At 40.4% G+C, this 15,322-nt stretch carries 18 protein-coding genes; 7 read left to right on the forward strand and 11 right to left on the reverse strand.

Annotated features, from left to right (window positions below):
- Nucleotides 1-2: 2 nt before the first annotated feature.
- A complete protein-coding gene (locus tag GWC95_RS03610) occupies nt 3-437 on the forward strand; it encodes a hypothetical protein (protein WP_161817294.1) in 435 nt (144 codons plus the stop codon).
- Here GWC95_RS03610 and GWC95_RS03615 read toward each other — a convergent pair.
- Complete coding sequence (locus tag GWC95_RS03615) at nt 427-825, reverse strand: hypothetical protein (RefSeq protein ID WP_161817295.1); 399 nt, start codon at nt 823-825, stop codon at nt 427-429. The two genes, GWC95_RS03610 and GWC95_RS03615, sit on opposite strands and share 11 nt — an antisense overlap.
- 395 nt (nt 826-1,220) lie before the next feature.
- Here GWC95_RS03615 and GWC95_RS03620 point away from each other — a divergent pair, with 395 nt between their 5' ends.
- Nucleotides 1,221-1,469, forward strand: a complete 249-nt coding sequence (locus GWC95_RS03620; RefSeq protein ID WP_161817296.1) for a helix-turn-helix domain-containing protein — start codon at nt 1,221-1,223, stop codon at nt 1,467-1,469.
- On the forward strand, nt 1,466-1,783 hold the full coding sequence (locus GWC95_RS03625) for a helix-turn-helix domain-containing protein (protein WP_161817297.1): 318 nt from the start codon (nt 1,466-1,468) through the stop codon (nt 1,781-1,783). Before GWC95_RS03620 ends, GWC95_RS03625 begins: the two co-directional genes overlap by 4 nt.
- 538 nt (nt 1,784-2,321) lie before the next feature.
- Here GWC95_RS03625 and GWC95_RS03630 read toward each other — a convergent pair.
- From GWC95_RS03630 to GWC95_RS03640, 3 genes are all read right to left on the reverse strand, one after another.
- Nucleotides 2,322-2,846, reverse strand: coding sequence for a DUF4411 family protein (locus GWC95_RS03630; protein ID WP_161817298.1), 525 nt, complete (start codon nt 2,844-2,846; stop codon nt 2,322-2,324).
- Nucleotides 2,836-3,945, reverse strand: coding sequence for an ImmA/IrrE family metallo-endopeptidase (locus tag GWC95_RS03635; RefSeq protein ID WP_161817299.1), 1,110 nt, complete (start codon nt 3,943-3,945; stop codon nt 2,836-2,838). Before GWC95_RS03635 ends, GWC95_RS03630 begins: the two co-directional genes overlap by 11 nt.
- A 242-nt stretch (nt 3,946-4,187) precedes the next feature.
- Nucleotides 4,188-5,336, reverse strand: coding sequence for a hypothetical protein (locus GWC95_RS03640; RefSeq protein WP_161817300.1), 1,149 nt, complete (start codon nt 5,334-5,336; stop codon nt 4,188-4,190).
- Between the two features lie 164 nt (nt 5,337-5,500).
- On the opposite strand from GWC95_RS03640, the gene GWC95_RS03645 reads away from it, so the two are divergent.
- Entirely contained in the window at nt 5,501-5,767 is a 267-nt protein-coding gene (locus tag GWC95_RS03645; RefSeq protein WP_161817301.1) for a hypothetical protein, read from the forward strand.
- 20 nt (nt 5,768-5,787) lie between these two features.
- Here the strand turns inward: GWC95_RS03645 and GWC95_RS03650 are convergent, their stop codons facing one another.
- From GWC95_RS03650 to GWC95_RS03665, 4 genes are all read right to left on the reverse strand, one after another.
- The gene (locus GWC95_RS03650) at nt 5,788-6,438 is read right to left on the reverse strand and encodes a hypothetical protein (RefSeq protein ID WP_161817302.1); all 651 of its coding nucleotides are present in this window, start codon (nt 6,436-6,438) and stop codon (nt 5,788-5,790) included.
- Nucleotides 6,439-6,488: 50 nt separating this feature from the next.
- Nucleotides 6,489-7,061 (reverse strand): hypothetical protein, encoded by a 573-nt coding sequence (locus GWC95_RS03655; RefSeq protein WP_161817303.1) that lies wholly within the window; start codon nt 7,059-7,061, stop codon nt 6,489-6,491.
- 30 nt (nt 7,062-7,091) lie between these two features.
- On the reverse strand, nt 7,092-7,979 hold the full coding sequence (locus tag GWC95_RS03660; protein ID WP_161817518.1) for a type I restriction enzyme HsdR N-terminal domain-containing protein: 888 nt from the start codon (nt 7,977-7,979) through the stop codon (nt 7,092-7,094).
- 497 nt (nt 7,980-8,476) lie between these two features.
- Nucleotides 8,477-9,121: a hypothetical protein gene (locus GWC95_RS03665; protein WP_161817304.1), complete on the reverse strand. Its 645-nt coding sequence runs from the start codon at nt 9,119-9,121 to the stop codon at nt 8,477-8,479.
- 189 nt (nt 9,122-9,310) lie between these two features.
- On the opposite strand from GWC95_RS03665, the gene GWC95_RS03670 reads away from it, so the two are divergent.
- Complete coding sequence (locus GWC95_RS03670; protein WP_161817305.1) at nt 9,311-9,661, forward strand: DUF2200 domain-containing protein; 351 nt, start codon at nt 9,311-9,313, stop codon at nt 9,659-9,661.
- A 45-nt stretch (nt 9,662-9,706) separates the two neighbouring features.
- On the opposite strand, the gene GWC95_RS03675 is transcribed toward GWC95_RS03670, so the two are convergent.
- The 3 genes from GWC95_RS03675 to GWC95_RS03685 form a co-directional block, all read right to left on the reverse strand.
- Nucleotides 9,707-10,072, reverse strand: coding sequence for a VOC family protein (locus GWC95_RS03675; protein WP_161817306.1), 366 nt, complete (start codon nt 10,070-10,072; stop codon nt 9,707-9,709).
- A gap of 11 nt (nt 10,073-10,083) precedes the next feature.
- Nucleotides 10,084-10,479: a c-type cytochrome gene (locus GWC95_RS03680; RefSeq protein WP_161817307.1), complete on the reverse strand. Its 396-nt coding sequence runs from the start codon at nt 10,477-10,479 to the stop codon at nt 10,084-10,086.
- A gap of 94 nt (nt 10,480-10,573) precedes the next feature.
- Nucleotides 10,574-11,020, reverse strand: a complete 447-nt coding sequence (locus tag GWC95_RS03685) for an SRPBCC family protein (protein WP_161817308.1) — start codon at nt 11,018-11,020, stop codon at nt 10,574-10,576.
- 218 nt (nt 11,021-11,238) lie between these two features.
- On the opposite strand from GWC95_RS03685, the gene GWC95_RS03690 reads away from it, so the two are divergent.
- Both GWC95_RS03690 and GWC95_RS03695 read left to right on the forward strand, forming a co-directional pair.
- Nucleotides 11,239-13,608 carry a S9 family peptidase gene (locus GWC95_RS03690; protein WP_161817309.1) on the forward strand — a complete coding sequence of 790 codons (2,370 nt, stop codon included), beginning with the start codon at nt 11,239-11,241 and terminating at the stop codon, nt 13,606-13,608.
- A 407-nt stretch (nt 13,609-14,015) separates the two neighbouring features.
- Nucleotides 14,016-15,308 carry a PQQ-dependent sugar dehydrogenase gene (locus GWC95_RS03695; RefSeq protein WP_161817310.1) on the forward strand — a complete coding sequence of 431 codons (1,293 nt, stop codon included), beginning with the start codon at nt 14,016-14,018 and terminating at the stop codon, nt 15,306-15,308.
- The last annotated feature ends 14 nt before the right edge of the window (nt 15,309-15,322 follow it).

A 15,322-nucleotide genomic window follows, 5' to 3' on the forward strand; every position in this document is an offset into this window, starting at 1 on the left:
CTATGACTGGATTAATTAAAATATCGGTTCTTAGCATTGATATTCACAGTGATAATGAGACTTATTTCAGAATAGATATATCAAACAACAATTGTTCAACCTTCCTTCAATTTTATGGCTATGATGATTCATTCCATGAATTTGGACAAAGTTTAATAAATTTTCCCCAGACAATAAATGATACTCCAATATTTGAAATTGGAAAAGATGATATCAAATGGGCTTACTATCTAAATATCAAAGTATTATGCTATGATGCCTCCGGGCATAGTGCTATAAAAATAAAAGCGATTAACAACGGAGATATTATTAGTGGATATCAATCAGAATTTACGATTGTTGCCGAAGCTGCGTCTATTAATCAACTTGGACAATTATTGACAAATTGGAATCCGCTAAAAACCAAAGAGGTCGTTTGGAATAGCATCAAATCTTAATCAACTTTACAAATATTTTTGTTATAGGCGTTTCAAATAATTTAATCCACACCAAACTGGAGGCCCGTTGCTCGAATGAAGGTGTAATTTCAGAAGCAATCTTTGTGCATCCAGTTATAAAATTTTGAAGTTCCTTACTATCCTCTTCTCCGATCTTGCCTATAATCAAAACCTTGTTATCAGTTAATCCTTTTTGAAGAATAAGGGATAGATCAAATACCTTCTGTTTGATACTATTGTTGCAATCTTCTGAAAAAGTTACTCCCATGTAAGTTTTTACGGAGTAAAAACAATCCAATAGCGTTTTGCCATACTTGTTTAGATCAACCTTGGTTTGTGCGAATGATGCGGTAGAAATGAAAACGAGGCATACTAAAATGAATTTCATTGTGATTTGTTTATTGCCAATCGCTTCCTAAACTGGCTATAAAAAAATCTGCGTGGAAGCTAAACTACTTGTCTTCCAGGTCCGACGAAGAACCCATGCACAAAATAGAGAAGCCCCACACGCATTGTTGTGGCGTCCTCTTATTCCTGTGCTATTTAAATTTCGTCGATTTGGAAGACAGAATAAGTATCCGCAGTTATATGTGATTATGTTTTCTTTTTTCTCCTATAAATTTCTTTTTGAATGATTAATGTGCATAAAAATAATGCAATTGCAATTATACTGATTATCAATCAGTTAATACTAAGAATGTACTGAATGTTTTGTTTTTTAAAAAAGTGGCCATTGTTTATAACATTGAAAGTCCTTTCTTCTTGAAGGTAAATAGTAGGACTATGAACCCGAATGAAATTGCTACCAAAGCTGACATCGAAATTCTTCGTAAAGAAATACATGAATTGAAGTCTGTTTTCGAGAAGTCTGCGCCTGAAAAGAAAATTCTCCGATCCGCTAATGTTAGGGAGATGCTCAATATCTCAGATGCTACACTACAGCGTTTAAGAACGTCTGGAACTCTACCGGCAAAAAAAGTTAACGGAACATGGTTTTACGAATTAGATAATATTAAAAAATTAATCAAATGACCGAGGAAAGAAAAGGTGATAAACCAATGAAATTGTACTTTCCAGTTGAGATCCTCACTGACAAAAGACTTAACCCTGCCGATAGATTGGCTTGGGGTGTAATTAGGTATTATGACAATGAAAGAGGATGTTTTGCAACTAATGAAACAATTGCAAGGAAAGTTGGCTGTACTCGCACAACAATAAGTAGGATCGTAAAAAAGCTAATTAAACTAAAGCTTTTAGATGAAAATTTACCGAGTAAAGGAAGGGCAAATACTCGTAAAGTGGCATCCACTCTTGCTAAAAAAATCGCCCGTAGAAGGCCAAAATGATACAGCCGCCTAATCATTATGTGTCGATAGCTATGTAATATCTTTTCATCTGGTGTGTAAGATTGTCAAACAGAAGTATATATACTACGTATATAAAAGAAGAGATATTGAATTGTTATATGAAGTTAACAACTGCCACCACCTGATCTGCGATTTTAAAAGAAAAATGTGTCCTTGATAATTACTTACGCAGATCAGGTAATGGCAGTTGTTATTAAAATGCAAATTGACACTTTATTGAATTTACCCCATGCATTAAATAACTTTTGGATAATCTGTTATTTGTTTGAGCCGTTTTTTATAAAAACGAAAAATCCAGGCCCGGGCACAAAAGGTAACCTTTTGTATAAAATCGATTTTTTTCTATTCGAAACTAATGACCACCTTTCTTGGATGTGGTTAACCTAAAAACGTTACCTGTAGCATAGCAAAATCCACTTGTAGGTGCTTTTGAACGTTGGTACTTTAAACCAGAACTAAGTGGTTCTAAAGGTGAAGAATGTCTAGAAATGAAAAAACAGGTGAATATTAGAATGTTTCATGAACTCGTCATATTAAATGACCAGCCATTATCTTCAAAAAACTCAAACACATTCAGATGTCGAATATTATAGTGCTTACATACTGCAGGGATTTTGAAGTCACTGTTTTCACTTTCTGCACTAACAAGAATATAGTGGTCATTACTTCCAAACAGAGTATTGCGTGTAATGATTTCTAACATCAAAGATATTATCCATGGATCTGCCTGGTCTTTTTTACAATTGACATCAATTAATTTTGGAAATAAGGTAACGATCTCTTGCACAAAAGACAACTGACTCTGTGTGATCGAGCCAAAAAAATCCTTGTATGGTTGGATAAATTTGGACAGTTCATCTTTCTGATCAGAGTCATTCACTATTTCATCAAAAACAAACTCATGAGAAATTATTCTACCTTCCTTAAATAGATTATCAATATTGTTCCATAAATCTGGCATTATACGTTTAGGATAATAACGGTGCATCGTAATAAATGCGCTTGAATCAATGCAGTATATATTGGGTGGATTATACGGCATTTAGGATTTTACTAACCTTTAAATTAAGAACAGACGATGCCTTTGTATAGGATATCTTGTTTTGATTTACGCCGTCAAGAACAAGATTAAAAAAAGTCTCGCCCCGACTGGCTCGACTTAAAACCTCCGGCTTGATTCCAAACTTCGTTTTTTTCTTTGTTTCAGGTCTATAGCTTGCTCGAATTGTTTTTAAAAGGCTAAAAAACTTTGGATCGGAAATTTTATGTTCTTCCCTCAACCTCCGCAAGTAAACTTCGCGACTTACTCGCAGTTTATTTGAGTGCATTTGAATTTGGGACAATTGATCTGTCGCAACTAAGGTTTCGTCTGGAATCAGGAATTTACCAGCCAAATTATTGCAGCTGTATTCTTCCTCTTGTTTTTCACGAACATTGTCTGGTAAACATATCCCACTATGATGCCTGAAAATATGACCCAACTCATGAAAAAGTGTAAAAAGTCTATTGTTGTATTTGTACTTGGAATTTACAACGATTGCATAGGGTTGAAAATCTGTAAAACAAAAGCCCTGAACCTCAGAGAGAGGCATCGCAAATTGAAATACCAAAATTCCTAAATGATTTTCGATTGCTTGCCGCCAATTTCTATATGCTTCACTATCTGACTTCCAAGAAGTCTGTTCTTCAACACTTATTTTCAGATGTTCTCTTAACCAAGTTGCTAACGCATTGTTATCGTTTTTAATATTGTCTATCCCGGCTAAAGGTTTGCTTTTTTGTTGCCAATATTCCTGTCCTTGCATTTCCAAGGCGGTTTGACGAAAGTATGTTACATCACGCATCACCATTAGCACCTCTCGGCTAAGTTTGCTTTGCGAATTTGATAAATTTCTATAGTCTTTGGGTTTATTGCTTTTTTTAGGAATGTCTGATAGGAAAAAAACAGCCAACTGTCTTTTAAATTGCGTTGATATTGCTTTCAATTTGCCAAAAGGAATTTTTTTTCCTTTTTCTTCCCATAACTCATAATGGTCTGTAGATACTTCTAACTTAGCCGCAATATCTGATACATTAAAACCGGATTCTTCGCGTGCCCATTTTAAGATGTGTGGGTTTATGTCTACTTCCAGTCGGCTCATATGCTAATTTAATGATGGCGGTTGTTTATGATTGAAGCGGTGAGGATAATAAATATATAGAATTATTTTTACTCAATCTGTATAATGTCAAATACCATTTTAAACGCAATTTTTAGGCAACTTTCGACCTTCATAATATAATCGGGGGGTATATAGACATACTGTCAAAAGAAAATTTTAATGGAATAAGGGCATTTTGTATCGGCTTTTGAAACTAACATTTAGATTACCGAAAATGGTTTCTACTTTAACTTTTCAAGTTCTGTTATTCTTTCTTTTAATGTCTTTGTATCAAATAACTCCGAACCAATTTCAGCGGCTCGCTGATAATATGGAAGTATTATTTTTGGAAAGCTTTGTTTCTTATAAGGATTTTCCTCGGCAATCATTTTCTGGTAACGAACATTGCCAAATTTCACAAGAAGCTGCGTTGCTCTTATTATTTCTGTTTGATCTTTTCTCTCTACTACTTTGTCAATGAGGTTTTGAAACTCAGAATCACTTTTAACTATATCGTCTTTGCTCTCATATCTTTTAAGTTGATCCCTGACTTCAATAGTTTCTAAATTTTGAAAATACATCGTGATATTATGTCCAGCCCACATGTTAAACCTTTCGTCATACCAAATCCCTGAATCATGCGATTTTCCATAAAATTGAACAGCATTTTTGATCCGAAAACCTTTTAATCCATCTTCGGAGCCGATTATAGTAATGTTACTTGGATTCGGAAAAAGTCCTTTTACCTCTTTATCATTCTTGTATGAAGAAAAGCTGTCTAAATAGAGTTTTTTGAATGCATCAAATAAAATTATCGTGTTTTCAATTTTTGGGAATAAAAATGTTTTTACATTGAATGAAGAATGACCAACACCACCTATGATTATGGGTTCAGAATCATGAAGAATATATTCATCCTCATCCAAAGAATATGCAGAATGAAAAAAGCTATTTCTAATCTCCTTATAGTGATTGTCAGTAAAAAATGAGATTAAATTAGGTTTTCCTGCATCCTCCAAAAGTTCAGTTAAATAATCCTCCTTTTCTCCAATTCCTAAAAGACGCTCGTATTTTCTTGTTTTCCAAAAGAGGTAGGATGATCCCTTAAAGCCCAACTTAATTCTACACAGACTTCCAATTATATTATAGAAGTCGCTATTCTCAAAAAATGTCGAATATAATAATGTGCCAATTCTTACCTTTTCTTTACCCGCATGCGTATTATATAAGTTCTTGTAAAATTCAATTGCTTCAAACCATTCGTGAAGATTTGATGATAATTCTTTTGCCCCAATGCCCCTATAATTAAGTAGAGTCAATACAAAATCAAATTCACTTTTGTTTTTTGCTTCATCGAAGAGTGATGATAAATCACTGGTTACTTTGTCCATAAATAATTTTTAAAATGTCTGCTAAAATTCTGGCTTTTAAACAGTTGGGGGGGGATTTACTGCTTTCAAATGGATGTATGTAGGTGAATAAAGTTACAAAAGATGATGATAATGTCCCTTATTGCATTATTTTTCTTTCCTACTTTTAGAATAAATCGCACGTTATGGAAATAAACAGCCCTATTGTTTTTGTCGTTTTGGAAGGGGATGTAAAAAGTAAAGTCTCTACCAGTCGTTATACATATATTGCTTCGTATGAGGCTCTGCGGAAAGAAACTACTGTAGTGGTTAAAGTAAATACTGTTCCGCGAAGTGAACAAAGCCAACTTGAAAAAAGTATTAAAGATCACTATAAAATGTATGGAAAAATAAAATCAGTGAAATACTATAAGGACGGTATGGATTTTATTCAAATGACCTCAAACAACTAACAATAATATTATTAAAAACGTTAGTTGCCTTTGTTGTTATCGTTATGATCAGATTGTATGTTCTTTAAATCAATCATATCTTTTCTATTTTCTTCAATTTCGCCCATAAACGGTTGCCTGGAAATTCTTACAGCTTTGATTTTTTCATCAAAAAGGTTTTGCAATGCTTCTTGTGTTTCAATAGGTGTATCAGCTTTGATAAACTTCTCAAATAAATCGGCTCGCACACAACCCTCGCCGAAATATTCCTTTAGCATTCTAAGCTTCTTATCGAGATTATCTATCCGCTGTCCCTTTATCTTTTCTTCCGTAAGTGTTGTTCCTAATACTAAGGTGTACCATAGTTCTCCCAAAAAGGTAAATATTCCTGATCCACGGTTTATCTCATAAATAAATAAGGGGCCTGACGAATTATATTCATTTTCACTTAGCAAATCTTTTTTGAGTTCGTGATAGTACGATTTTAAAGTCTTGTATATAGGTTCCAAATTGAATAGTGGAAGGTTTCTTGATGGTGTTTCAAAAGTGATTTCAAATACATAACATCTCATGTTCTCAAATTTTTGCATATACCCATTACCATTTTTATATGCGGACCAATATTTGCTGAGATTAATGTCTTTACCAATCCAGTATTCGTAAAACATGTCTTCATTAAAATTGTTATCCATCTGTATATGATTTGGTTTCAGGAATAGCCTATTTACGAACAATCACTATTCTAACTTGTTCTAATTTCTTCCTCGTCTAAAAAAACGGTGAACCCTTTATGCGTCAAGAAGTCATTAAAATCACCTTTTTCATGTGGGAATATATTGTAAAGTGTCGTTTTACTTTTATCGAGTTCATCTTTTATTAATTTCGTCAGATAATCTTTAAAGGTCAACTTCTCAAATCCTAACATGGAAGATAATTCTGAATATTCTTTATAATTTATTAGCCTAAAGCCTTTATATAAATGATCGTTGTGAATCGAAGATGTTTCAAATCTTATGAAATCATTCGACCCTCGCTGATCGATTAGAAAAGGGGTAATGTAATTATTGTCGATATAGTGACCAATGGTTAATGAATACTTATGATCCTCATAATCTATTTTTGCACTTACAATATGACTAACCTTTTTGAAAAAATATTCATTATAAGGGCGTGAATTGTTGCCGTTTAAAAGGCCGCAAGTTTCGTCAAGTGAATAAAATACAACAAATAAATCACTACATGGAATTGAATATTCGACTTCAAGGTCAACATCAACGTGATCCTTTTTTTCTATATCATACAAAAAGATGTTCATAAGATCGTTTGATTAATTGTATTTAATGTGTTAACGGATAATACGGGTAATTATTAAGGGAAGAAAAATTTCATCTTCATTTTCTTGAAGCACTTTTCCAATTATACTATCTATTGTCACTTTGTACACAGTATCGCCAAAATTAACTGCCTGGCGATACCCTTTCTCTCGCTTAGACAACAGTTGAATAGCTTCATCAGGAATTTTGCCAATTAATTGTTCAAAAGCCTCTTGTCCAAAATCGAATGTAACGACATATCTATCCTCATCGATTTTAATTCCACCTGAAAGAGAAAACATATCGGGATCGAGTTGCCCAATCTGTGTTATTGGAACATCTGGAAAAATCAAACTTTCAAAACTTTCAAACCCTAATCGCTTTAAGTGTAAACCTAAGTCTTTTGCAAGTTTGAAGTGATTTTCGGAAAAGACCTTTTCCGGTGATACATATTTTTTTAATGTCGCCCAATAAACAGGTAATGCCTGAATAGGACAATGTAAGATCGGCTCAACCTTTTCAATGTTATAAAGAGCAAATTCCTTTCCATTACACAACGCAAAAAAGTTTACACGAACCTCACTATGAATTGCATATGAATATGCTTGCTCAACATTTTTTGATTTGATTATTTCTTCTGTAGGTGCTTTTGCATCTAAAATCCAAGCTGGTTTTCCATCAACTTCAAATAAATAATCGGGTATAATGTAGATGTCTTTGCGTTTTGAACCAATTGAAACAAATGGATGTAAAAGTTTTCTACTCCTAATTATCTGATTGGGCTTGTTTGCAGAATATCCTAAGCCTTTAATGATTGGAACAACAATTTCTTCTCTAACAGAGTCTTCTTGAAACTCTGGATTATTAATTAAATTAAAGTCGAAGCCCTCTAATACGTTATATAACTTTTCTGCCTTCATCGTTGAGAAACCTCGTTGTTTGCCTCTAAGATATAAAGCCAACTTGATATTACGATTGTTTCTATTGTGACCTTGTTATAACGCATCGTTTTAACCTCGATAAATCAATCTTTTACACTTTTACCTTACTCGTCTTCCTCTATTGATCTACATGCCCGCAAATCGCCTAAAAATGCCCTTTTTTTTGATTCTTCACACTGCTCTTAACCCCACCTTTCTTCCTGATCCTCGATTTCTGCGTTTTATTGTCCTAATCGTTGTCCTAAAAACAAAATAAATCATAAATAATTGAAAATCAATTAAATACAAACGATTTTCAAATCCCTTCCTCTCTGCTTTATCCACCGAAGCTTCAGCGAAGGTGGATGATCATAAGCCTGTAACATCGAGTTACAGGCTTTTTTGTTTTCATAAACGATCCATCAAACCAAAACAAGAGAGCGGTCAATATAAGAGAGGTACGAAGGATTATTGATGATCTCTTCATAGACCCCTCCTTATTTTTTAAACCCCGCTCCCCGCAACAGCCTAACAAAATCAATTTTATCCATCTCCACCTCCTCAACTTTCGAATCGCATTCATTAACGATCATCGGTAGCGTATGTAACCGGTCGGTGGAGACCAGCAGATTATATACCGCGGAGCCGCTATTTGTTTCCTTAACAACGAGCCCATTATTGGCGTCTACCAGGTAGAGCGTCACTTTGTGCAGGCGGCCAGCAGGATCTGTGAGATCATATTCGACCTGGTTCTTTCCACGGTAACTGACCGACCGGATCCTGCTTTCTTCCGTTTCAAAGCCATATTCCTTCCACACAACCGGGGTGATTTCCGTGCGGGAAAGATAGGCCAGATCGCAGGGGTAGTAAATGTAACGCTTACCCTTGTATTGCTCCACGCTTACCCAACCACCAAAAGGAAAGGTTCTTTTGCCATTGGCCGGTACGGTTGATGTCATCGATCGCAACGAATCGTAGCGCCAGTTGTTACTGGCTGGACTAACATAGGTGATCGACGCTGATTTCGCGCCGGCGGTCTTTACCGATCGGATTGTATTCGTGTCCGTTCCGTTTGTACAACCGGTCATTGCCCAAACTGTTGCAATTAAAAACAACCCCGCATATTTCGCTATCGGATTCATGTCTCACAATTTAATTATAGAATCATCGCTTGTATTGCCTTGTAATAAAAATGGTCTCCGCCCCTTAGGTAGTGTTGGTCATTCCCCCATTAAACTCCTAATGGCTGCAACCGGATTCAATTGATCCATGCTGCCGGATTTGCCAGGTGCAAAGTATTGCCTAAATTTAGAACTGTTAACCCGGAAAAAATGAACAAAGAACGCATCTACAAACTCCTCTTCTCTTCTGTATACCCACTCTACATCAAGAAAGTGGAATCAAAGGGCCGCACGGTAGAAGAACTCGACACGGTGATCTTCTGGCTCACCGGTTACAACGCGAAATCGATGCAGAAGCAGATCGACAAAAAAGCGGATTTTGAAACCTTCTTTAACGAGGCCCCCAAGATCAATCCCAACGCTTCTAAAATTACCGGCGTCATTTGCGGTTACCGTGTTGAAGAAATAGAAGACCCCATCATCCAAAAAATGCGATACCTCGATAAATTGGTTGATGAACTGGCCAAAGGCAGGAAGATGGAAAAGATCTTACGCGAATAAATTTTAAAACGTGTAGCGAACCACACATTGATGGCCGATTAACGGCTACCATTGCTGAATGATCACGCACACATGCGAAGGATCAGCCAAAGCAAACTCCCTCGCGCCCCAAGGACGTAAAGTGGGCCTGCTTAGGTTCGGATGTAGCAGGTGCGGGTGCGATGCCGAGATCTTTTTGTAGGCTTCCTCGATATCCGTTGTATGTATCCTTATTTCCGGCCGGTCCTTGTCTGCATAAAATTTATCCTGGAAAAGAAAAACGGCGAGCCCATCCCTGCCCACCACGCAACACGGCCTTTTCTCGGCAAGCCCGTTGTAGCCGATCTTGAATTCAAGACAGTTCACAAAAAGATCAAGTCCAACATTGATGTCTTCGTAAAAAATGTTCGGCACAAGTTGGGTAAAATGCATGGGATGTGTTTTTAGTTATTGTCTTTAGGAACTGCGTTTCCACGGTGGCAGGTATAGCAGGTAACTGCTGATGTTTTGTCGCCGATCATTGGATCGCTCTTGCCAAAAAATTTTTTGTTCAGCTCCAATGTCATCCGCATCATCGAGCGTGCGGTGTCTTTTTCCGGGATGGCATCGCTGGCGTAGTCGAATTTTTCGGTGGCCTTATCCTGTACATGGCAATAGTTGCATTTCACCCCCAGCGCCTCACCACACTCTTTTACCATGATGTCATCAAGCGCATGTTCCGTTATGTCTTTGGGAAGCACTTTCAAATTCACCGCTTTTTCGCCGGCGTTGTCGGAGGCCGCCAAGGCAAAGAACGAAACAGCGACGAGTAGGATGATGAGTATATTTTTCCTGGGCATTTGAATTGGATCGTGGTATCGATCGGATAAATATACAAAAGAAGACAAGGCAATGCAGCACCCGGCATTACCTTGTCGTGTATCTTCTTACTGTTTATCGTTCGGCTATTGCCTTCAATTTTTCAAGCGCTACGGGCCATGTTCCGTTAAAGTAGTCGATGAACTCCTGCTTCATTCCTTTTGATTCGAGGTCGATGAGCAGTTCTGTTTTCCCGCCGGCGTCACGCAGCGTGTAGTTCTCATGTGCGCCCGCCCACTGCAGCGTTTCTTCGCTGGTGAGGTCTTCAACGCCGTCTTTCAGAATACCAAGGTGTTTGATGGAAAGAAATTCGTAGGGCCTGCTCACTTCAATTTCAGAGACCATTCCCGAGTTGTTGCCATCGGTGAAATAAGCCTTGCTGCCTTGTTTCCAGTCTGTTTCCGCGCGCGATCCTTCGGCAAAGGCCGCTGTCCACTCACGGTAGCTGGCATCGGAAAAAAGTGCGTCCCACACTTTCTCTTTTGTTGCATTGATGGTGATCTTAAAATTCAGGTTCTCCATGGTTTTTTTATTTAGGAACTAAAGTTCGTACTAGCCAGGTGTATTTTGATGGGTAAATGCGACAAATGACGGGCTGAATGCGACTTTCTCTGCCGGGCCGGGCTGCGGCAGGATGGCACATGGGCCGGTATCCCCGAATGAGGCCCAGGGTTCACCGAACACCCCCGGTCAGCTAACCCGATTTGGCGTATATTGTTTCCCTCAAATATTCATCGCATATGAGAAAATACCTGCTTACCCTGTCGGCCATCGCATTGGTGGCGTCCGCAGGCGCACAACAAAAAACGCTTACGGCAAAAGATTATGAACGTGCCGAAAAGTTCATGAGCTACAACACCGAACCCTTTATCGATGGCGGCAATGTTCGCCCGGTATGGTTGGCCAACGACCAGTTCTGGTACCTCAATTCTTCTTCTAAGAAAAATGAGTTCATTCTTGTTGACCCGGCTAAAAAAACGCGCGCGGCGGCATTTGATCACCAGAAACTGGCCGCCGCATTGGCCAGCGCCACCGGTACCGCGGTAGATGCAAACAAACTCCCTTTTCAAACCATCAATTTTTCAACCGATGGTAGATACGTCCTGTTTGCAACCGCCGATAATAAGAAATGGAAATACGACACACAGGGCGGACAGGTTTCTGCAGACGATGGTTCCGTTGCTGCCGTAACAACAGCTGCAGCCGGTGGCTTTGGCCGTGCTGGCAGGGGCGGTGGCGGTGGAAGAGCTTTTGGTGGCGGCAATGAGATCGCTTCGCCCGATGGGAAAAAAGCGGTGTTCATCAAAGACTGGAACCTTTGGGTGCGCGATGTGGCCACCGATAAAACAACCCAACTCACCACAGATGGCGTAAAAGATTTTGGCTACGCAACCGATAATGCGGGATGGAAGTCGAGCGACAGGCCCGTTGTACGCTGGTCGCCCGATTCTAAAAAACTGGCAACTTTTAAACAGGATCAACGGAACGTTACGGACATGTATCTCGTAACAACCAACGTTGGCGCACCGGTATTGAAAGCATGGAAATATCCATTGGCCGGCGCCAAAGACATCGCGATGATTCACCGCGTGATCATTGATGTTGAAAATGCAAAAGTGGTAAACCTGCAGATCCCTCCCGATGCGCACCGCGCAACATTGAGCGATGATATATCGAGCAGTGGAACCTTTGACGACAACGACTGGAAAGAAGACGGGTCGCAACTGGCCTTTCTCTCCACTTCGCGCGACCATAAAAATGAAAAATTCAGGATCGCGGATGCGAACACAGGAGCCGTTCGCGAAGTGTTTGAAGAAACGGTAGCCACGCAGTTTGAATCGGGACGCGGCGCCATCAACTGGAGGTATCTTCCCAATTCCAATGAAATTCTATGGTATTCGGAAAGAGACAACTGGGGACACCTGTATTTATACGATGCAACCACCGGTAAACTCAAAAACCAGGTCACAAAAGGAGAATGGCTCGTGAGCCGTTTGATAAAGGTCGATGAAAAGAACCGCACCCTCTACTTCACGGCATCGGGCACGCAGAAAAGCAATCCGTATTTCCAGAGCCTGTATAAAATCGGTTTTGACGGGAAGGGCCTTACACTGCTTACTCCAGGCGAAGGAAACCACACAACCAGTTTTTCTCCATCGGGCAACTACCTGATCGATACCTATTCAAAACCGGACGTGGCGCCTGTTACCGTTGTTTATGACCTCAATGGAAAACTGGTGGCCGAGCTTGAGAAGACGGACGTATCAAGATTGGTGGCCACCGGATGGAAACCACCGGTTCCTGTTTCCGTAAAAGCGGCTGATGGTAAAACGGATATTTATGGGCTGGTGTTTACGCCAACAAAAATGGAACCAGGAAAAAAATACCCGGTGATCGATTACATCTACCCGGGCCCGCAAGGTGGCAGCGTAGGCAGCTGGTCGTTCACCGCATCAAGAGGCGATCACCAGGCGCTGGCCGAACTGGGATTCATCGTGGTGTTGATCGAAGGAACCAGCAACCCGAACCGCTCCAAAAGTTACCATGATATGAATTATGGAAACATGGGGGAAAATACTTTACCCGACCAGATGACAGCGATCAGACAGTTGTCACAACGGTACCCGATCGATACAACGAAAGTGGGGATCTGGGGACATTCAGGTGGTGGCTTTGCAACTGCGGCAGCGATGTTCCGCTATCCTGATTTTTTCAAAGTAGGAATTTCAGAATCAGGTAACCATGAGAACAGGAACTACGAAGACGACTGGGGTGAGCGTTACAACGGCCTGGTGGCAAACGCAAACTACGAGGCACAGGCCAACCAGAACATCGCAAAAAACCTGAAAGGGAAATTGATGCTTGCGCACGGGATGATGGACAACAACGTTCCGCCCTACAACACATTGCTGGTGGTAGAAGCACTCGAAAAAGCAAACAAAAGCTTTGACCTCGTGCTCTTCCCCAACAGTGCACATGGATACGGCGCCTATGGCCCGTACATGATGCGCCGCCGCTGGGATTATTTCGTGAAAAACTTACTGGGTGCCGAGCCCCCTGAGAATTACGAACTGCGCTCCGCAGCATCTGCGCCGAGGCCGCAGCAATAAAATAACAACCGGACCAGGTTAAAGAAAAGGGATCTGAAATTTGTTGAGCAAACAGTTTCAGATCCCTTTTCTTTTGCATTCCTGTACGCAACGATGATTCCTTCAGAACCAACATCCGGGCAAGAAAAAGCCCCGCATAATGCGAGGCTATATATGATGATTCAGTTATGACATTTCTTAGCCGGTTTTATGCGGCTGAAACTTCGCGGGGATTTGTCCGGTGCTACGGATACCCTGTCATAAATGAAAAAACTGTACTTTATTATTAGCAAAACCATGCCATTTGTTTTCGCGCACCGGCAAGCGCGGCTTGTACAGTATTTTCTACAAAATAAACCAGGGCGTTTTTAAGAATATCGAAATTGTGGGGAACATTTTTTTCAGGGTACGATTCCTAAATCATACCTATGAAAAAGCTTATCATCATCTCGATGGCAGTTCTTGCTTTCTCCTGCAAAAGCGCAAGCGAAAAAGCAAACGAAAAGGCAAAGGAAGAAAATACTACATCCGCAGATTCTGTTAACACCGCAACAGAACAGGTGAACCTCCCGGAACCGTATGCAACAAAATCAGTTCAGAACAACAGTAAGATCGTCGGCTGGACAAACAACCGCGTGCCCATTGCGCCTGAAGGTTTTACGGTAAGTCGTTTTGCCGACAGCCTGGATCACCCGCGTTGGATCTACGTGGCAGACAACGGCGATGTATTTATCGCAGAATCAAACAGTCCGCACAGCACCCTTGAAAAAGTAACGGGCAAAAACAAAAGCGCCGACAGGATCACGCTGCTGCGTGATGCCAACAAAGATGGCGTGCCTGAATTGAAAACGGTGTTTCTGAAAGACCTGAACAAACCCTTCGGCATGCTCATCATAGGCGATAACTTTTATGTGGCCAATACCGATGGGGTGGTGCAGTTTCCTTACAAAGCAGGACAAACATCCATAACCGTCAAAGGAAAACAAATTGTTGCGTTGCCTCCCGGCCCGCGGCACTGGACAAGAAACATAATCACCAATGCGGCTAAAAATAAAATTTACATCGCTGTTGGCTCTTCGAGCAATGTTGCGGAGAATGGGATAGACAAAGAAACACACCGCGCCAACATCCTTGAAGTTAACCTCGACGGAAGCGGCGAACGGGTATATGCAAGCGGCCTGCGCAACCCGGTTGGCATGGACTGGGCGCCCGGCACAAATACTTTATGGACCGCAGTAAACGAACGCGATGAACTGGGCGACGACCTCGTTCCCGATTACCTTACCGGCGTGCAGGATGGCGGCTTTTATGGATGGCCCTATTCTTATTTCGGCAAACACGAAGACCCGCGTCTGAAAGATAAGAACCGCCCCGACCTCGTTTCAAAAGCAATTGTACCCGATGTTTCACTGGGGAGCCATACCGCTTCTCTCGGACTTGCATTCTATACCGGCAACAGCTTTCCCGCGAAATACAATGGCGGCGCGTTCATTGGCCAGCACGGCTCATGGAACCGCTCTGTGCTGAGCGGATACAAAGTGGTATACGTTCCGTTCAAAAACGGGAAACCTTCCGGTAAAATGGAAGACTTCTTATCAGGTTTCATCGCAACCGGGAACGAAGTATATGGCCGGCCCGTGGGTGTTGCCGTTGCAAAGGATGGCTCTTTGCTGGTGGCAGACGATGGGGCGAATATCATTTGGAGAGTAAGTAAAAAGTAGGCGATTTTATTTCG

It is taken from the genome of Sediminibacterium roseum (assembly GCF_009939005.1).
GTDB lineage: Bacteria > Bacteroidota > Bacteroidia > Chitinophagales > Chitinophagaceae > Sediminibacterium > Sediminibacterium roseum.